Genomic DNA, 19,360 nt, shown 5'->3' with positions numbered 1-19,360 from the left:
CGCCGGGTTTTATGGGGGGGCAGGCTCTGAAATCAGGGTGCGTGTCAGCGCTTGACGCCGCATCTTGACCGCCCCCTCGGACACGGATAGCCAGCCGTCATGGCACAGCCCCCCTTAATGCAACTCAGCGATATTTCACTCACCTTTGGTGGAGCTCCGGTGTTTTCCGAGCTTGGCCTTGTGGTGCAACCGCGCGACCGTGTGGCCCTTGTCGGCCGAAACGGATCGGGCAAGTCAACGCTTTTGAAAGTGATGGCCGGTCTCATTGAACCCGATAGCGGCGCTCGCGTCGTGACTCCGGGGATCTCGGTGGGCTATATGGAACAGGACCCTGACCTGTCCGGTTTCACGACGTTAGGCGATTATGCGGCCAGCGGTCTGGACCCGGCCGAAGCCTATAAGGTCGAATTGGCGTCCGAAGGGCTGAAGCTGCAACCGGATCGGTTGGTCAGTGCGGCCTCGGGCGGGGAACGGCGACGCGCGGCACTTGCAAAGCTGCTGGCGGAAGAGCCCGATCTGATGTTGCTGGACGAGCCGACCAACCACCTCGATATTCATGCGATTGGCTGGCTGGAAGCGCAACTGTCGGTAACTCGGACGGCCTTTGTGTTGATCTCGCACGATCGCGCCTTCCTGACCGCCCTGACCCGAGCCACCATGTGGATTGATCGCGGCGTCGTGCGGCGGCAGGACACCGGCTTTTCCGGGTTTGAGGCGTGGCGCGACAAAGTCTGGGACGACGAAGACGATGCGCGGCACAAATTGGACCGCAAGATCAAGGCCGAAGGGCGTTGGGCGGTCGAGGGGATCTCGGCGCGGCGCAAACGCAACCAAGGACGGGTTCGCGCACTGCAAGATCTGCGGGCCGAGCGGTCTTCGATGATTCGCCGTCAAGGCACGGCAGATATGGCGCTGGCGGCAGGAACGAAGTCCGGCAAGCGCGTGATTGAAGCCACCGATATCGCCAAGGCCTTTGGCGATGTGCGGATTCTGGCGCCGTTTTCCTTGCGGGTTCTGCGTGGCGACCGGATTGCTTTTGTCGGACCGAACGGGGTTGGAAAATCCACGCTGTTGAAGATGCTCACCGGAGAACTGGCTCCCGACCAGGGGACGGTTCAGCTTGGCACCAATGTTGACATGGCGGTGTTCGACCAGAACCGCACGAAGCTCGACCCTGACGCGACCTTGTGGGAATCGCTGACCACAGATCCCGATATCGGGGTGTCGGGCCGGGCGGATCAGGTCATGGTGCGCGGCACGCCCAAGCATGTCGTGGCCTATCTGAAGGATTTCCTGTTCGACGATTCGCAGGCCCGCGCGCCGGTGCGGTCGCTGTCGGGCGGTGAGAAGGCCCGGCTGCTGTTGGCCCGGATCATGGCCCGCAACAGCAACCTGCTGGTGTTGGACGAACCGACCAACGATCTGGATGTCGAAAGCCTCGATCTGCTGCAAGAAGTGCTGGGGGATTATGATGGCACCGTGCTTTTGGTGAGCCACGATCGCGATTTTCTTGATCGGGTCGCAGGCACCACGATTGCGATGGAAGGCGACGGCCAGGCGACCGTCTATGCCGGGGGCTGGACCGACTATCAGACCCAGCGCGCGTTGTCGGAACAAGAGGCCGTCGCGGACGCGCCAACGGCTAGAGGCAAATCGACCGGGCAGGCGCGACCGGCTACAGCCGCGAAAAAGCCGGAAAAAAGCCTGAGCTTCACCGAGCGTCACCGCCTGGAGACCTTGCCATCCGAAATTGCGCGCCTTGAGGCCGAGATCTCGAAACTCGAGAGCTTGTTGGCCGATCCTGATCTGTTCGGGACCTCGCCGGTGAAGTTCTCCAAGGCCACTGACGCGCTGCGCGAGCGGACCGCAGCGTTGGTCGCTGCGGAAGAAGAGTGGCTGACCTTGGAAGACCGCGCGTCGGTGAGTTAATCAACCGGTGCGGATCGCCTTGCTGGGTGATCCGCACCGTGCACCGGTCCAGACGGGCTAATTTTAATGATCCGTCTTATGCGTTGGTGCGGTGGCAGCGTGTGCAAGCATAGGGCCAGGCCCGGGCAGGCCTGTGTCCCGACGTCTGGGGGGGCGGGCTTTAAATGCCAGCGTCCTTCTTAAGAAAACATGGACATTACGGCGGAACAGACGCGCGGTAAGAACAAGTCATGGCCGCGCCAGAACGAATGCCAACGCCATGGATGGCCTTAATCCCGCGCCCTATTGCCCGTGGTTTTGCGCCGTTACCCTCTGGTCCGATATGCGGGAATATCTGCCGGTTCGGGGGCTGCCCGACGGGACTGGTCGCCGCTGCGTAGGCTGTTTTGTGCAAGCCACAGAAGGATCAGGCAGGCCCGATGATAAAGCACTTCGTCGGTCAGTGGCAGGTTGCTGGTGCAATCCTGGCGAAAGTTTTCCACAAGTTGATTCATCTCGGTCTGTTGCTGGATCGTTGATAGCCGCAGATGGAGCATTTCGGACGGGCCCGACAATTCTGTCCGGCCACCAAAGAATAATGCTGTTCCCTGTGTGCGACCCATGGCTTCGCAGGCGTGGCTGGTATTGGCCGGAAGAAAGATCGCGTTATGGGATGTGTAGCCGCGCAGGGTGCCGTTGACGGAGATTCGACCTTGCCCCCCGGTGAACCAGAACAGGACCGGCACCAGATAGCTGCGTGGCGTTGTCAAACTCCAGCGCGCTTCGCGAGACAAGTGACCGATTGATACGGCTTGTAACGGGCGCAGGCCCCGTTCGTGGGAAGTGCTATCAACCATGAGAATCCTCTAACATGCACTACCTTTAAAAGAGCTTAAGCACTTCGGCCAAGGGCCATGCCGCAAACTTTCGCAGGACCATGCCAAATAAGTCATTGCTCCGGCGGCGATCCGCCGATCACAGCCGCGTCAACGATGGACCATTGCCGCATTCTCCGGCGAAACCACGTACGTTGCCGTTTTGCATACTGATGGCTGGCGATTTTCGCCGCCGCAATGGCGTCCGATTCGGTCATGGTTCCGCGAAGGACGGCAATCAACTGGGCGGCCCCAATCGCACGCGACGACAACCGGGTTGGATCCCAGTCTTGCGCCATCGCACGGGCTTCGTCGAGGGCGCCGGCGGCGATCATGCCATCGAACCGACGATTGATCCGGGGGGTGAGCCAATCTTTTTCGGCAGCGAGTTGGAACAGATGCGCAGCCTCGGGCCGCAATAGCGGCGGGGCCGGATCATCTTGCCATGCAGCAAGGCCGCGTCCGGTTTCGGTTAGCACTTCCCACGCGCGCTGAACCCGCACCGGGTTGCACAGATCGATCCGGTTGCGCGTGTCAGGGTCAAGATCGGCACGCATGGCGTCTATACCGGCGTCGTCCATCCGCTGGGTTGCCAGCGTCCGGGTCTCGGGGCTGATGGGTGGAATCGCGGCAAGTCCCTCGGTCAACGCCGAAAAATACAGGCCGGTCCCCCCGACAATGACCGGCGCAGGGCGTTCAGAGAGCAAAGGGGCGACCTCGCGCAGCCAATGTCCGACTGAATATTCCGCATGATAGGGCACATGGCCATAAAGAACATGGGGCACCAATCGTTCATCTGCGGCAGACGGCCGGGCTGTTAAAAGGCGCCATCCGTCAAAGACCTGAAGTGCATCCGCGTTGACGATGCGGCGCCCGGACTGCGCCGCAATCGCCAGCGCGAGCGAGGATTTTCCCGAGGCCGTTGGCCCGGCGATTAGAACGGGTTTGTCCTCAGAGAGCGGGAAGGGCAGGGGCGAGGTCACGAAAATGTCCGATTTGGCAATCTAAAGGCTACCCTGTGGCGGAATCTGGCCGACTTTGCACGGACAAAGTGGCGGAAGCGCACCATGTTTTGCACCGCAGCAATTTGCCAGTTCTTTACAATTGAACATGCCGCCCATTTCCGACAGGTTGTGCGACGTGACCGAAATTCAGACAGGACCAAGTGCATGAGCAGTGATCAAGGAAGCCACCAGGTGACGTTCAAGCGAGTCCTTCTGAAGATTTCAGGTGAAGCGCTGATGGGGGATCAGGGATTCGGACTGCACCCACCAACGGTGGAACGGATCGCGAACGAGATCAAGTCAGTTCACGATCTGGGCGTTGAGATTTGTATGGTGATCGGCGGCGGCAACGTGTTCCGCGGATTGCAGGGATCGGCGCAGGGTATGGAGCGGACAACCGCCGATTACATGGGCATGTTGGCGACAGTAATGAACGCCCTTGCTATGCAGTCGTCGCTGGAGCGTCTGAATGTAAATACCCGCGTGATCAGCGCCATCCGCATGGACGAAGTGTGCGAGCCCTATATTCGGCGGCGTGCGGTGCGCCACCTTGAGAAAAAGCGGGTCTGCATCTTTGCTGCCGGCACCGGAAACCCTTACTTTACCACGGATACAGCCGCGACCCTTCGGGCAAATGAAATGGGCTGCGAAGTGATTTTCAAAGGCACCAAGGTGGACGGCGTTTACGACAAGGATCCGATGAAACATGCGGATGCCAAACGCTATGATACGGTGACGTATGATGAGGTGTTGCAAAAGCACCTTGGGGTTATGGATGCCTCGGCCATTGCCCTAGCGCGCGACAACAATAAGCCGATTATCGTCTTTTCCTTGGATGAAAAGGGCGGGTTTAAGGGAATCCTAAGTGGTCAGGGTACCTATACAAGAGTGCACGGTTGACGCTATAGGCTGTCGGACGTGCTCTGTTTGGTGGCTGATCAGCCCCATCCGGAGCGAATGATGAATTCGGCCCGCGCGCGGGCGACGAAAGACGACACAGGGGCCTAGAATGGCGGACGAGATTGAAATTGACATCGATGATCTGGAACGTCGGATGGACGGGGCGATCACGTCGCTTCGGCAGGAGTTTCTAACTCTGCGGACCGGTCGGGCATCGGCAAGCATGCTGGACCCGGTGATGGTCGAAGCCTATGGATCGATGACTCCGATTAACCAGATGGGCACGGTCAACGTACCTGAGCCTCGGATGCTGACGATCAACATCTGGGACAAAGCGATGGTCGGAAAAGTCGAAAAAGCGTTGCGTCAAAGCGGGTTGGGGATCAACCCGGTTGTCGACGGCACCATCATCCGATTGCCGATTCCGGAGTTGAATGAAGAGCGTCGCCGCGAACTGACCCGCGTGGCAGCCCAGTATGCCGAACATGCGCGGGTCGCGATTCGGAATGTCCGTCGCGACGGGATGGACCAGCTGAAGAAAGCCAAGGCCGCCGGTATGAGTGAAGATGACAACAAGATTTGGGCCGATGAGGTTCAGTCGTTGACGGACCGGATGATCGCGGGGCTGGATGAGGCGCTGGACGCGAAGCAAGCAGAGATCATGCAGGTCTAATTTGCGATTGAAGAGTGGTCAGATGGACAAACGCGTCGCATGAGGGATACGATGGCCGCGAAAGACGCGTCAGAGGACGCTCCGACACACATTGCGATCATTATGGATGGCAATGGGCGGTGGGCGACCGGGCGGGGCAAGCCACGCTTGTTCGGGCACCGCGCCGGGGCGAACCGTGTGCGCGAAATCGTCGAGGCGGCGCCGGATTGCGGCATCCGCTATCTGACCCTGTTTGCTTTCTCGACCGAAAATTGGAAGCGTAGCCGGGCGGAAGTCGCCGGTCTGATGGCGATGTTCCGACTTTATATCAAACGCGAAGCTGCGGAATTGAACGCGTCCGGCGTCCGGGTGCGGTTTGTTGGGGATCGCAGGCCGTTGAACCCCGGTCTTCTAGGTCTGATGGAGCGGTTAGAGCAGGACACGGAACGCAATACCCGCCTGCATCTGACGATTGCGCTGAACTATGGCAGCCGGGATGAACTGACCCAAGCTGCGGTGGCGTTGGCAGTGGATATTGCCCAAGGCCGCGTTCAGGCAAATGATGTGACCCCAGAATCGCTGGCGCGGCATCTCTATACCGACGGGCTGCCAGACCCGGATCTGGTGATCCGCACCTCGGGGGAGACCCGGATTTCGAATTTCCTGCTGTGGCAATCGGCTTATGCAGAATACGAATTTACGGATGTGCTTTGGCCGGATTTCTCGCGCGCGCATCTTCAAGAGATCGTTCTTTCCTTTGCTGGGCGTGAGCGTCGGTTCGGATCTGTTCTGACATGACCAATGACCCAATCAAGGCCAGCGTAGGTCCGGCCAATCGCTGGGCTGATCTTGGCCCGCGATTCATCACCGCTGTTGGCATGGTCGTGGTATCCTTTGCGGCCGTTTGGTTTGGAAATACCACGTTCCTGCTGTTTGTGGTCCTGTGCGTCACCGCGCTCGTCTGGGAATTGTCCCGGATGTGCCAAGTGGCCCGGCCGCTGTTGATTGCCCTGCTCTCGGGGGCCGCGCTGCTGCTGATGGCGCTGCTGCCCTCGGGGTACGGGCTGCCGTTCATGATGTTGCCAGTGGTGGCCAGTGTGGGCCGCATCGGGCGCGAACGCATGGCCTTTGCCATGTTCGCGGTGATGATCCTTCTGTCCGGCTTTGGCTTGATTCAGTTGCGGGTGGAGTTTCAGGCCCTGTGGCTGGTCTGGCTGGTGCTGGTCGTGGTTATGACGGATGTGGCCGGATATTTTGCTGGACGGATGCTGGGCGGGCCTAAATTTTGGCCAAAAGTCAGCCCCAAGAAGACGTGGTCGGGCACGGTGGCTGGCTGGTTTGGCGCGGCTGCGGTTGGTTTGGCCTATGTGCTTTGGGCCGGTGCCCCCTTGCAAGTTATTCCGGTGAGCATCGCCTTGTCGATGGCGGCTCAAATGGGTGACATTGCCGAAAGTGCCCTGAAGCGGCGGGTCGGCGTCAAGGACAGCTCGGCGTTGTTGCCCGGTCATGGGGGCTTCTTCGACCGGCTAGACGGCATTCTGGGCGCGTCAATCTTCTTGTTGATGGTCGAACAGTTCATCGCATTCCCACCGGTCCCCGTGTGAGCAACCCGCTTCGGATCACGGTGTTCGGCTCTACCGGGTCGATCGGGGAAAGCACGCTTGATCTGATTTCCCGAGACCCGGATCGCTTTCAAGTTGTAGCTTTGACCGCAGGCCGGAATACGGCCCGTTTGGCGCAACAGGCTTTGGCGCTGCGACCTGCCATCGCCGTCACGGCGTTTGAAGACTGCTTGCCGGATCTGGCAGAACGTCTGGCTGGCACGGGTATTGCGGTGGCTGCGGGACCAGAGGCTTTGCTGGAAGCTGCGGATCGTCCTGCCGATTGGATCATGTCTGCAATCATCGGCGCGGCCGGGCTGGAGCCGGGCCTGCGTGCGCTGCGCAATGGCGGAACGCTGGCGCTGGCCAACAAGGAAAGCCTTGTTTGTGCCGGGCCGTTGTTGATGGCCGAGGCAAAGCGCTATGGCGCACGAATTCTTCCGGTGGACAGTGAACATTCGGCGGTGTTTCAGGCACTGGTTGGCGAGTCGATCGCTGAAGTTGAGCGCGTCATCCTGACCGCATCCGGGGGTGCATTTCGGGATTGGCCGTTGGACGAACTGGCCGGGGCGACGTTGGCGCAGGCCTCAAGCCACCCGAATTGGGACATGGGCCAACGGATCACCATCGACAGCGCATCCATGTTCAACAAGGCGCTAGAGGTGATCGAGACCCACGAGTATTTCGGCATCGCGCCCGAAAAGATCGAAGTCATTGTTCATCCCGAAAGCCTGATTCACGCGTTGGTCGGCTTTCCGGACGGTGCCTTGATGGCCCATGTGGGTCCCGCAGATATGCGTCATGCCATTGGCTACGCGCTGAACTGGCCGGACCGCCGCGCCCTTCCGGTCGAGCGGCTCGACCTTGCCAAGATCGGGAGCCTGACATTCCGGACGCCGGACGAACGACGCTATCCCGCCCTTCGGTTGGCGCGAGAGGTCATGGCCGCAGGCGGGCTGAGCGGCGCATTGTTCAACGCTGCCAAAGAGCGGGCGTTGGATCATTTCATAGCTGGGACCCTCAAGTTCACCGATATGGCGGTTCTGGTCGAACAAGTCCTGACACAGACTGCGGCGGAGAGCGGGTTTCGTGGCGCGCTGACCCTTGATAAGGTGCGCGTAGCGGATCAAGTGGCGCGGCAGGCCGTCGATCAGATCGTCGGCCGTGGCAAAGTGTTGGCCTGACCTCCGCAGAACGACAATAAGGATAGCGAGCGCGCGTGGAACTTCTTGGTTTGATCCCGTCTTTTGGCGGCTTTATCTACATGATTCTTGCCTTCGTGGTGGCCTTGTCCATCATCGTGGCGGTCCATGAATACGGGCATTATATTGTCGGACGCTGGTGTGGCATCCACGCTGAGGTGTTTTCTCTGGGCTTCGGTCCACGGTTGTTCAGTTGGCGGGACAAGCGCGGTACGCAATGGCAGATCGCGGCATTGCCACTGGGCGGCTATGTCAAATTTCTTGGCGATAGCGACGCCGCTAGCGGGCCCAATACCCAAGCCATGTCCCAGATGGACGCCAGCACGCGGCGTCACACCATGCACGGCGCCCCGCTTTGGGCGCGTTCGGCTACGGTGGCGGCGGGGCCGGTGTTTAATTTCGCGCTGTCCATCGTGGTCTTCGCGGCCATCATGATGGTGCAGGGGCAGACGCGCACGCCGTTGACCGTCAATGAGACCAAGCCCTTTCCGGGCGCGTTTTATGATGTTCGCCCCGGCGATGAGATATTGGCCATAGACGGGCAATCTGTGCCGGCCTTCACCGAGTTCGATACTTTTGTGAGCGGTCTGCCGCACCTGCCGGATCTGGAATATCAGGTGCAGCGCAGCGACGGCGTCCACCAAGTGTCCGGTCCTTTCCCATTCCCGCCGCTGGTTTCGGGTGTATCACCCCAATCTGCGGCGATGGATGCCGGTCTGGAAGAGGGCGACGTGATTCTTGAAATCAACGGTGCGCCTGTGGTGGCCTTTGACGAATTGCGCGTGGCGGTGATGGGCTCGGGCGGCGATCCGCTATCGCTGACCGTCTGGCGCGACGGCGACACCTTCGACGTATCGCTGGCGCCGCGGGTTCTGGATATGCCGTTGCCAGAGGGCGGCTTTGAAAAGCGCTATCTGATCGGTGTGACGGGCGGGTTGTTTTTCGTTCCGGCCACGGACACACTGGGGCCGATTTCTGCCCTAGAGATGGGCGTTTCGCAGACGGTGGCAATCGTGCGCCAAAGTCTTTCCGGGGTCTATCACATGATCACCGGTGCGATCAGCAGTTGTAATCTGAGCGGGCCGATCGGAATCGCGGAAACCTCGGGACAGGCGGCCAGTCAGGGCTTGTTGAGTTTCATCTGGTTCATTGCCGTATTGTCCACCGCGGTCGGGTTGATCAATCTGTTTCCGGTACCGGTTTTAGACGGCGGCCATCTGGTCTTTCACGCCTATGAGGCCATTACGGGCCGTCCTCCAAGTGACGGGGCGCTGCGGGTCTTGATGGCGGGCGGCTTGGTGATGATCCTGTCGCTGATGGTCTTTGCACTGACTAACGACATTTTTTGCCCCTGATCGTGCATTATTTCGGTCTTTTGGCTGGGAAAACCATAGACGGTCATACTGGCTTTTTGACATGATGAGCAGAGCAGACTAGTCGGGAGTAAATCCCGCGCGGACCTCAAGAACGAAGGACAGGCACATGAGCAGGCAAGCGTTATACAAGCGATGGCTTGGTCTCGTGGGGATGGGACTGCTTGCAGTCGTCATGGGGTTCGGATCGCCGTCGCCGTTGATGGCGCAGTCAGCAGTGTCTGCGATTGAGGTCCGTGGCAATCAGCGGATCGAGACCGCGACGATCTTGAATTATGCCGGGATCACATCCGGCGAGCCGCTATCCGCCGGGCAGGTCAATGCCGCTTATCAGCGGATTTTGTCGTCGGGCTTGTTCGAGAGCGTGGAAATCGGCACGTCGGGCTCTCAGTTGATTATCGACGTGGTCGAATTTCCGACGATCAATCGGATCAACATTGAGGGCAACCGCCGTCTCGATGACGACGCGTTGACGGCGCTGCTGTCGTCAAAGCCACGGGGGGTCTATAGCCCGACAGTGGCCGAGGCCGATGCACGGACGATTGCAGATGCGTATCGCCAAGCGGGCCGTCTTGCGGCAAGCGTGAGCCCGATGATCATCCCGCGCAATCAAAACCGGGTCGATCTGGTGTTTGAAATCGAAGAGGGTGGACTGGTCGAGATTGAGCGGATCGGCTTCGTGGGCAACCGGGACTTTTCGGATCGCCGGTTGCGGCAGGTCCTGTCGTCGAAGCAGGCGGGGATCTTCCGCAGTGTGGTCGGCAGTGACACCTTCATCGAAGACCGGGTCCAGTTCGACCGGCAGGTGCTGACCGATTTCTATCGGTCACGTGGCTATGCGGACTTCCAGATTCTGTCGGTGACGCCGGAATTCTCGCGCGAGCGGGATGCATTTTTCCTGACCTTCAATGTTCAGGAAGGCCAAAAATTCAAAATTGCCGAGGTCAGTGTTAGCACAGACATCCCGGGCCTCGACATCACGCCGTTTTACGAAGCGCTGAAGATGAAGCCCGGCCAGACCTATTCCCCGTCCAGGATTGAGGATTCGATCACGCGGATCGAAAACCTGACCGTACAAGAGGGCTTGGATTTTGTGCGGGCCGAACCGGTGATTACCCGCAACGATCGCGATTTGAGCCTGAATGTTGATTTCCGCATGACGCTTGGACCACGCATTTTCGTGGAGCGGATCGATATTGAGGGCAATCAGACCACCTTGGACCAAGTCATTCGGCGTCAGTTTACCATTGTAGAAGGCGATCCGTTCAACCCCGGTGAAATTCGGCAAAGCGCAGAACGCATTCGGGCCTTGGGCTTTTTCGGCACGGCGGATGTGACCGCGCGGGAAGGCACCGCGCCGGACCGGGTGATTATCGACGTGAATGTTGAGGAAAAGCCCACCGGGTCTTTGTCCTTTGGTGCGAATTATTCGATCAGCGACGGCTTCGGCATTGCCGCGGGTCTGCGCGAGAGCAACTTCTTGGGTCGTGGCCAACAGTTGAATTTCTCGGTCGCGCTTGGTGTGGACAACGCCGACTCGATCATCAGCCTGACCGAACCTGCTTTGCTCGGTCGCAATCTGAGTGGAACGGCGTCGGTCTATTACCGATCAACCAATCAGTTCAGTTCAGATTTCGATACCGAGAATTTGGGGATGCGCTTCGCGGTTAATTTCCCGATCAGCGAATATGGCCGGTTGAGCCTAGATTATGAGATCTCGGAAAATGAAATCAGTAATGTCTCGGATGACAGTTCGATTCTGATCCAAAATGATGCCGGAACCGTTCTGACCAGTTCGGTTGGATATCGCTATTCCTTTGACACCCGGCGCCGCGGGCTTGATCCGAACTCAGGTGTTCAGGCGGAATTCGGACAGAACTTCGCCGGTCTGGGCGGCGACAGCCATTATGTCGAAACCACTGCGCTGTTGGGCGCGGAAACAAAGGCCTATAATGAAGAAATCGGTCTGACCGCCGTCCTTCGCGGCGGGGTCATGACGTCGCTCGACGGTCAGGACAGTCTGATCACCGAGCGGTTTCGCGGCGGCAACGTCCGTGGTTTTGACACCAACGGCATTGGTCCACGCGATATGACAGCCGAAAACGAAGACGCATTGGGTGGTAACTATGCGGTGTCGCTGGCTCTGGAGGCAGATTTCCCACTTGGACTGCCGGAAGAATATGGCATCCGAGGCGGCGTATTCTTCGACGCGGGTTCGATCTGGGGTCTGGATGATACTCAAGGCAGCGACGGCCCGGTGGATGACTCGTTCCATTTGCGGACCGTCATCGGCGCGTCGTTGTTCTGGGATACTCCGATCGGCCCACTGCGCTTTGACTTCACGCGGGCGTTGCAGAAAGAAAGCTATGACGAGACTCAGAATTTCAACTTCACCGTCTCGACCCGGTTCTGAGGGCCTGTGTGCGCCGAAGGTCGGGGCGTGGCTTGCCTGTGGTATGGCCATGACGGCGACTGGCGTGGCGGCGCAGCAGGATCCCTTTCTGCAATCTAATCCGATGCCTTTCTCTGCGGGAACCGCCGAGGGGGCGCCAGTGGCAACGCCGTTCGTGACGCTGGATCAAGAGGCCCTCTTTCTCAACTCGCAATATGGCCAGCGGATTCAGGCTGATTTGGAACGTCAACGAAATGACCTTGCCACTGAGAATCGCGAGATAGGGGCCGAACTGATCGCTGAGGAGCAAGACCTGACAGCCAAGCGCAAGACGCTGACAGCGCAGGAATTCGCGCCATTGGCGGCGGCGTTTGACGACAAGGTTCAGAAAATTCGGACGGACCAAGAACGCAAATCGCAAACCATCCAGCAGATGCTTGAGACCGAGCGGCAGAATTTCCTGCAGCAGCTTGGGCCGGTTCTGGCCGATCTGATGCGGGAACGCGGCGCGATTGCCTTGATTGACCGCAAGGCCGTGCTGTTGGCGATTGAAGATGTGGATATTACGCAGGCCGCAATCGAGGCGATGGACGCGCATCTGCAAGCCGAGTCGCTCCAAGATGATCCCGAGTTGACGCCGATTCCCACCGAGACTGACCCGGCACCGGACTCTGAATAAACGCGGGTTGTCTTGTTTCCAGTGTTGCCAATTGCTAGGCAAAACCAACTGAAACTTTCCGATCTGGATACCAGCATGAGCGATGAGACCCCAACAACCGCAGACATCGATCTGATCCAGCGGTTGATTCCGCACCGCTATCCCTTTCTGTTCGTGGACAAGGTTCGCGATATTGTGCCGTCGAAAAGCGCGATCGGGATCAAGAACGTGTCCATGAATGAGCCGCAATTCGCCGGGCATTTTCCCTCTGCTCCGGTCTTTCCGGGGGTTTTGATTGTCGAAGCCTTGGCGCAGACCTCGGCGGTTTTGGTTTCGGTGTCGCTTGGTTTGGCCGATACCGGCGCGTTGGTCTATTTTATGGGCGTGGATAAATGCCGGTTCCGCCGTAAGGTCGGGCCGGGGGATGTGCTTGAACTTCGGGTTGATGCGTTGCGTGGCGGCGGCAAGGTCTGGAAATTTGCCGGACGTGCCGAAGTGGACGGTGAGGTCGCCGCTGAATGCGAATTCATGGCCATGATCGATTTTCGCAAGGACTGACCCATGAGCATTGATCCCAGCGCCACGATCCATCCGTCCGCCATCATCGAAGACGGGGCAAAGATCGCGTCGGGCGTGACTGTGGGGCCGTTTTGCATCGTCGGGCCGGAAGTGTCGCTTGGCCCCGATGTGCATTTGAAAAGCCACGTGGTTGTCACCGGGCGGACCGAGATTGGCGACGGGACCGTGATCTTTCCCGGCGCGGTCATTGGCGAGATCCCGCAGGATTTGAAATTCGCGGGTGAAAAGACCCGGCTTGTGGTGGGCAAGCGCAACCGCATCCGCGAAGGCGCGACGATGAACACCGGCACCGAAGGGGGCGGGGGGCTGACGTCGGTCGGTGATGATTGTCTGTTTATGACCGGTGCCCATGTGGGGCACGATGTGCATGTGGGGGACCGGGTCATTTTGGCCAATCAGGCGGCGTTGGCCGGGCATTGCCTGATTGCCGATGACGTGATCATCGGCGGTCTGTCTGGGGTGCATCAATTCGTTCGGATTGGCCGCGGTGCCATCATCGGTGCTGTCACAATGGTGACCAATGATGTGATGCCTTATGGTCTGGTGCAGGGGCCACGCGGCGAATTGGACGGGCTGAACCTTGTCGGGTTGAAGCGGCGCGGTGTAACTCGGGGCGACATCACCGCGCTGCGGGCGGCGTTTCAGATGCTGGCGCAGGGCGAGGGGCAGTTTATCGACCGGGCGCGGCGCTTGGGCGAAGAAACTGAAAGCGCCTATGTGCGCGAGATTGTCGACTTCTTGCTTGAAAAATCCGATCGCCACTTCTTGACGCCGAAGTGACGGCCCCGATGCGCCCCACGGTTGGCATCATCGCGGGCAAAGGCGAACTGCCCGCCTATTTGGCCCGTCACTTGTGCCGGACTGGGCGCGACGTGATTTTTGCCGAAATGGATGGCTTTCCGGCGGACAACCCGGATGGCCATGTGTCCATCCCGTACCGGGTTGAGAAACTGGGCAGCCTTTTTAAGTCGCTGAAGAAGGCCGGTGTGGCCGATGTTGTCTTCGCTGGTGCGGTCGGGCGACCCCGGTTGGAACCGGCAAAGTTCGATTTCAAGACCATGACGCTGGCGCCAAAGTTCTTGTCGGCGATCAAGGGCGGCGATGACGGGTTGCTGCGGGTGGTTCTGTCGATTTTCGAGGGCGAAGGGTTTGCTGTGAAAGCCGCGCATGAGATCGCCCCTGACTTGCTGCCGTCACCGGGAGTTCTGGGCAAGGTTCAGCCATCCGAGCGCGACCGAAAGGATGCCGCCCGGGCGGTTGCGATCGTTCGGGCCTTGGCGGTGGCCGATGTTGGGCAAGGGTCCGTGGTCGCGCAAGGCATCGCCTTGGCTGTTGAAGCCGCCCCGGGGACTGACCACATGTTGGACCATGTCGCACATGTGGCCGGGCGCTGGCGTCCTGATCCGAATGGTCCCGGCGGGGTCCTGTTCAAAGGGCCGAAAGCCGGGCAAGATCGGCGTGTTGATTTGCCGGTGATTGGACCGGCGACAATTGATGGTGCGCTGCGCGCAGGTTTGGCCGGCGTCGCGATTGAAGCGGGAGGCGTGATGGTACTGGATCGGCAAACCGTGATTGAGAAAGCCGACGCGGCCGGCATCTTTGTCTGGGCGCGCCCAGAGGAGGGATCACCGTGACGGCGCTGTTTCTGGTGGCGGGCGAAGCCTCTGGTGATGCTTTGGGTGCCGCGTTGATCCGGGGACTGCGACAGTTGGAACCCGGCATCGCGCTGCAAGGCATTGCGGGTCCGATGATGCAAAGCGAAGGCCTGACCAGTCTGTTCCCGATGGAGGAACTGTCGGTCATGGGCATCGCTGAGATTTTGCCGAAGTATTTCCATCTAAAGCGTCGCATTGCCGAAACGGCACGAGCCGTCGTGGCGGCCAAGCCGGATGCGTTGGTGACCATTGATAGCCCGGATTTTTCGCTCAGGGTGGCAAAGCTGGTGCGGGCGGCCGCCCCTGAGATCAAGATTGTCCATTATGTTGCGCCCTCGGTTTGGGCGTGGCGACCGGGCCGGGCGCGAAAGATGGCGCCTATGGTGGATCAGGTTCTGGCGCTTCTGCCGTTTGAGCCGCCCTATATGACCGCCGCAGGCATGCGGTGTGATTTCGTCGGGCACCCGATCGTGGCGCAGCCAAAGATCAGCGATGCAGATGCCCAAGCGTTTCGGGCCAGATTGGATATTCCTGCCGAGGTGCCGCTGGTTGTGGCCCTGCCGGGATCGCGGCGCAGCGAAGTTAGCCGCCTGTCGCCGGTCTTTGGCGCGGCGCTGGGGCAGTTTCTGGCACAACGGCCAGAGGCCCGGATCGTGGTCCCTGCGGCGCGGTCGGTCGCCGGTTTGGTCAAACAGCAGACCGACGCATGGCCCTTTCCGGTGCAAGTACTGGACCCGCGCCCACTGACAGTTGAGGCCGCAGAAATCATGAAGCGCACGGCGTTTCGGGCTGCGGATGTCGCGCTGGCGGCCTCGGGAACCGTGTCGTTGGAACTGGCCGCGGCAGAAGCCCCGATGGTTGTGGGCTATGATATGGCGTGGCTGACCATGAAAATAACGCAGGCAATGGCGTTGATCGATACCGTGACGCTGGTCAATCTGGTGTCCGAAACCCGCTTGGTGCCAGAGTTCTTGGGGCAGGATTTCACCCCAGACGCCCTGTCACGGGCCTTGGTCGACATGCTGGACGCGCCGGAAAGTCAGCTTGAAGCGGCGCGCGTGACCATGTCGCGGCTGGGGGCAGGCGGCGATGCCCCGGGTCTGCGCGCGGCGCGGGCGGTTCTGGATGGTCTGTCTGTACTGCAGGCTTAAGGGGCTCGCCGGACGAACTGGCTTTGACGCGCCGCATTCATCGCCGGATGGGCGGAGGTGCCGTCAACACAACCGCATCAATGTCGTTTTAGCTGCCCCGCGTATTGCGGTCGGGCTGACCTGTCATCAAGTTGCGTAAGTGCTTGGCCTGCCGCTGCCGCGGTCTTGTTCCGGGTCGGCGCGAGGCAAAAATGCCCTTAGGGCACATGGCCGGACCTGCCCTGTATGAGAGGCAAGGTCTTGCGCGTGAACTCCTTACTGCGGGGTCATGTCTGCTTGCGCTTGCTCCTCGACCCTAAGCCAAGGTATTAGACGGACGCTAGCAAAGAACAAGAGTAGGGGCTGAGCATGCGGCGGGTCGTAGTGACAGGATTGGGGATGGTGACGCCACTAGCATGTGGTGTCGAGGAAACCTGGAAGCGGCTACTGGACGGAGAGTCCGGGGCTGGCACCATCACGCGGTTTGACGCAAGTCATCTGGCCACGACTTATGCCTGTGAGATCCCGATGGGTGATGGCACGGATGGCACGTTCAATCCGGATGACTGGATGGAGCCGAAAGAACGGCGCAAGGTCGACGATTTTATCTTGTACGGGATTGCTGCGGCGGATCAGGCCGTGCGGGATTCGGGCTGGATGCCTGAGAGCGAAGCTGACCGTCGGCGTACCGGCGTGACCATTGGGTCGGGAATCGGTGGGCTGAAGAACATCGCCGACACGGCCATCACGCTGAAAGAGCGCGGGCCGCGGCGGGTGTCGCCATTCTTTATTCCCGGCGCGCTGATCAACCTGATCTCGGGTCAGGTGTCGATCCGCTATGGCTTCAAGGGGCCGAACCACGCGGTGGTCACCGCCTGTTCGACTGGTGCCCATGCCATCGGCGATGCGGCGCGGATGATTCAGTGGGGCGATGCCGAGGTCATGTTGGCCGGTGGTGCGGAAAGCCCGATTTGTGAGATCGGCATCGCGGGCTTCAATGCCTGCAAAGCCCTGTCGACCAAACGGGGTGACGATCCCAAGGCGGCAAGCCGCCCTTATGACGCGGACCGGGATGGGTTCGTGATGGGGGAAGGGGCCGGGGTCGTCGTGCTGGAAGAATATGAGCACGCCAAGGCGCGCGGCGCGAAAATCTATGCCGAAATTCTGGGTTATGGCATGTCGGGTGATGCTTATCATATCACGGCTCCAGCCGAGGATGGCGATGGGGCGGAGCGGTCGATGCAGGCTGCGCTTGATCGGGCCGGGATTAAGGCGTCTCAGGTGGATTACATTAACGCGCATGGCACCTCGACCATGGCCGACACCATCGAACTGGGCGCGGTTGAGCGGCTGATGGGCGATGCTGCTGGCAAGGCGACGATGAGTTCGACCAAATCGGCAACCGGCCACCTTCTTGGGGCGGCAGGGGCGATTGAAGCGATCTTCTCAATTTTGGCGATCCGGGACCAAGTTGCGCCGCCAACCATCAATTTGGATACGCCGGCGGTGGAAACCAAACTTGATCTGGCCCCCAACGTCAAACGGGAGCGTAAGATCGACATCGCGTTGTCCAATTCCTTTGGCTTCGGCGGCACCAATGCGTCGCTGGTTATTGGCAAGGTTGAGCGTTGATGTGGCGGTCCATCGCATCCAACGCCCTGACGTTGTTTATTGTTATTGGGATTGGCATCGGGATTGCGATTGCCATGGCGAAAAATCGCTATGAAACGCCCGGGCCGCTGAGCGAAGCTGTGTGTCTGAGCATCCCACGCGGTGCAAATTTGAAGCAGGTAACGGATGACTTGCAGAAGATGGGCGCGGTTGAGTACCCGGTGTTGATGCGCCTCGGCGCTGATTACACCGAAAAAGCGGGCGATCTTAAGGCAGGGAACTTCCTGATCCCACCGCAGTCCTCGATGCAAACCATCGTTGATCTGGTGACACGGGGCGGTCAAAGCACCTGTGGCAGCGATATCAACCTGCGCATTGGTGTCGCGGCGTCTGACGTGCAGGTGCGTGAGCTTGATCCGACGTCCGGAACATTCGAGGTGACGGAATCCTTCGTTGCGGGCGAGCCGGTCCCGGATGCAGTGGCCAATCTGATCGCGCAGGGCTTTGCCCGGACGCGGGTGACGATGGCGGAAGGTGTGACCAGTTGGCAGGTCGCGGATGGCCTGTCCAAGGCTCCGTTTATGTCCGGCGAAATCGACAGTGTGCCTGAAGAGGGATCGCTGGCCCCGGGAAGTTACGAGGTCAGCATCGGCGGTGACCGGGCCGAACTTGTCACGCGCATGTTGCAAGCACAGGAAGAAATTCTGGCAGCCGCCTGGGCGGGTCGGGCGGATGATCTGCCGATTACCAGCGCCCGCGAAGCGCTGATCCTCGCGTCGATCATCGAAAAGGAAACCGGGGTCGCGGACGAGCGTCCTTGGGTGTCGAGCGTCTTTGTGAACCGGCTCAACCAAGGGATGCGATTGCAGACCGACCCTTCCGTGATCTACGGCATCACCAAGGGGCAGGGGCCGCTGGGACGCGGATTGCTGCGCAGCGAGTTGGCAAATCCGACGCCGTTCAACACCTATACGATCCCAGCTTTGCCGCCGACCCCGATTGCCAATCCGGGGCGCGAGGCGATCGAAGCCGCGGTTCGTCCTGCAGAGACTGATTTTCTGTTCTTTGTTGCGGATGGCACCGGCGGTCATGTTTTTGCCAAAACGCTGGCTGAGCATAACGTGAATGTCCAACGCTGGCGGCAGATCGAGCAGCAACGCGCGAACCAATAAGCAGCTTGCCCGGGAAGATATGATTCTTTCCGGGCATTCTTTGCGGCCGTCTGCGGCGTTTTTGCGGCGTTCGGGTCGGTTCAGGCGCGGCGACACTTGGCATTGAGCCGCGGCGAATATCGGACGCTTGTTAAGGTTTCGATATCGAGTGACGGCGTCGGTCTGGGGCTTTGTTGTCTAGGAAATTCTCGAGCACGGTCCGAAAAAACACCTTTAAAACAGCATGAAAGCTTAACGGGGCGCACGGTGGGCGGCGCGCCAAAACCGGCGTTTCGATTGACAAACCGCACGGTCCAAGCTATACATCTAGGCAAGCTGGAAGACATGGGCAAGGCGCTGAGGGGACACCCTCTGGCGCCTTTTTTGTGGCTCTCTCTCGACGGGACCAGAGAGAGGCGGAACTGCACACATGACGCTGATTTACCCGGAGTCTGGGGACGACTCTTCGGACAAGATCCTGTCCGAGGAACAACAGATCTTTCAGCGCACCGTTACGGCGCTGAACGGAATTGTCATTGACCTAAAGCGTTTCTGTGAAAACTTGAATCGGTGGTTCCTATAGGGTCGTGTTTGTGATTCATCCTATTTTGGAGGATGGATCATGTCAGCACCTTTGCCATCTGCGCTTCGGGCGCGGTTTCAGAGTTA

At 59.7% G+C, this 19,360-nt stretch carries 17 protein-coding genes; 15 read left to right on the top strand and 2 right to left on the bottom strand.

Annotation, left to right across the window (positions count from 1 at the left end; all coding sequences use genetic code 11):
* The first annotated feature begins 99 nt into the window (after positions 1-99).
* Positions 100-1,929, top strand: a complete 1,830-nt coding sequence (locus BV911_RS16830) for an ABC-F family ATP-binding cassette domain-containing protein (protein ID WP_086054764.1) — start codon at positions 100-102, stop codon at positions 1,927-1,929.
* A gap of 305 nt (positions 1,930-2,234) precedes the next feature.
* Here the strand turns inward: BV911_RS16830 and BV911_RS16825 are convergent, their stop codons facing one another.
* Together BV911_RS16825 and miaA are read right to left on the bottom strand one after the other, a co-directional pair.
* Entirely contained in the window at positions 2,235-2,765 is a 531-nt protein-coding gene (locus BV911_RS16825; RefSeq protein WP_086054763.1) for a hypothetical protein, read from the bottom strand.
* A gap of 92 nt (positions 2,766-2,857) precedes the next feature.
* Positions 2,858-3,787 carry a tRNA (adenosine(37)-N6)-dimethylallyltransferase MiaA gene (gene miaA / locus BV911_RS16820; RefSeq protein ID WP_371588304.1) on the bottom strand — a complete coding sequence of 310 codons (930 nt, stop codon included), beginning with the start codon at positions 3,785-3,787 and terminating at the stop codon, positions 2,858-2,860.
* A 165-nt stretch (positions 3,788-3,952) separates the two neighbouring features.
* Between miaA and pyrH the strand changes: the two genes are divergently transcribed.
* From pyrH to mltG, 14 genes are all read left to right on the top strand, one after another.
* A complete protein-coding gene (gene pyrH, locus BV911_RS16815; RefSeq protein ID WP_086054761.1) occupies positions 3,953-4,687 on the top strand; it encodes a UMP kinase in 735 nt (244 codons plus the stop codon).
* A 109-nt stretch (positions 4,688-4,796) separates the two neighbouring features.
* A complete protein-coding gene (frr, locus tag BV911_RS16810; protein WP_086054760.1) occupies positions 4,797-5,360 on the top strand; it encodes a ribosome recycling factor in 564 nt (187 codons plus the stop codon).
* A gap of 51 nt (positions 5,361-5,411) precedes the next feature.
* Complete coding sequence (gene uppS / locus BV911_RS16805; protein WP_240512325.1) at positions 5,412-6,137, top strand: polyprenyl diphosphate synthase; 726 nt, start codon at positions 5,412-5,414, stop codon at positions 6,135-6,137.
* Positions 6,134-6,943 (top strand): phosphatidate cytidylyltransferase, encoded by an 810-nt coding sequence (locus tag BV911_RS16800; protein ID WP_086054758.1) that lies wholly within the window; start codon positions 6,134-6,136, stop codon positions 6,941-6,943. The genes uppS and BV911_RS16800 overlap by 4 nt, the downstream gene beginning before the upstream one ends.
* A complete protein-coding gene (dxr, locus tag BV911_RS16795) occupies positions 6,940-8,124 on the top strand; it encodes a 1-deoxy-D-xylulose-5-phosphate reductoisomerase (protein WP_086054757.1) in 1,185 nt (394 codons plus the stop codon). The genes BV911_RS16800 and dxr overlap by 4 nt, the downstream gene beginning before the upstream one ends.
* Positions 8,125-8,159: 35 nt before the next feature.
* A complete protein-coding gene (gene rseP / locus BV911_RS16790; RefSeq protein ID WP_086054756.1) occupies positions 8,160-9,497 on the top strand; it encodes an RIP metalloprotease RseP in 1,338 nt (445 codons plus the stop codon).
* Positions 9,498-9,624: 127 nt separating this feature from the next.
* Complete coding sequence (gene bamA, locus BV911_RS16785; protein WP_240512324.1) at positions 9,625-11,928, top strand: outer membrane protein assembly factor BamA; 2,304 nt, start codon at positions 9,625-9,627, stop codon at positions 11,926-11,928.
* A gap of 49 nt (positions 11,929-11,977) precedes the next feature.
* Positions 11,978-12,586 carry an OmpH family outer membrane protein gene (locus tag BV911_RS16780; protein WP_168184113.1) on the top strand — a complete coding sequence of 203 codons (609 nt, stop codon included), beginning with the start codon at positions 11,978-11,980 and terminating at the stop codon, positions 12,584-12,586.
* 75 nt (positions 12,587-12,661) lie between these two features.
* Positions 12,662-13,123, top strand: coding sequence for a 3-hydroxyacyl-ACP dehydratase FabZ (gene fabZ, locus BV911_RS16775; protein ID WP_086054754.1), 462 nt, complete (start codon positions 12,662-12,664; stop codon positions 13,121-13,123).
* A gap of 3 nt (positions 13,124-13,126) precedes the next feature.
* Positions 13,127-13,924 carry an acyl-ACP--UDP-N-acetylglucosamine O-acyltransferase gene (lpxA, locus tag BV911_RS16770; protein ID WP_086054753.1) on the top strand — a complete coding sequence of 266 codons (798 nt, stop codon included), beginning with the start codon at positions 13,127-13,129 and terminating at the stop codon, positions 13,922-13,924.
* Between the two features lie 8 nt (positions 13,925-13,932).
* A complete protein-coding gene (locus BV911_RS16765; protein WP_086054752.1) occupies positions 13,933-14,778 on the top strand; it encodes an LpxI family protein in 846 nt (281 codons plus the stop codon).
* The gene (gene lpxB, locus BV911_RS16760) at positions 14,775-15,950 is read left to right on the top strand and encodes a lipid-A-disaccharide synthase (RefSeq protein WP_086054751.1); all 1,176 of its coding nucleotides are present in this window, start codon (positions 14,775-14,777) and stop codon (positions 15,948-15,950) included. Before BV911_RS16765 ends, lpxB begins: the two co-directional genes overlap by 4 nt.
* Before the next feature lie 348 nt (positions 15,951-16,298).
* Positions 16,299-17,561 (top strand): beta-ketoacyl-ACP synthase II, encoded by a 1,263-nt coding sequence (gene fabF / locus BV911_RS16755; protein ID WP_086054750.1) that lies wholly within the window; start codon positions 16,299-16,301, stop codon positions 17,559-17,561.
* The gene (gene mltG, locus BV911_RS16750) at positions 17,561-18,712 is read left to right on the top strand and encodes an endolytic transglycosylase MltG (RefSeq protein ID WP_086054749.1); all 1,152 of its coding nucleotides are present in this window, start codon (positions 17,561-17,563) and stop codon (positions 18,710-18,712) included. The genes fabF and mltG overlap by 1 nt, the downstream gene beginning before the upstream one ends.
* Positions 18,713-19,360 lie beyond the last annotated feature (648 nt).

This window comes from Pseudoruegeria sp. SK021, assembly GCF_002119405.1.
Taxonomy (GTDB): domain Bacteria; phylum Pseudomonadota; class Alphaproteobacteria; order Rhodobacterales; family Rhodobacteraceae; genus Meridianimarinicoccus.
This window is presented reverse-complemented; position numbering and strand designations above follow the sequence as displayed.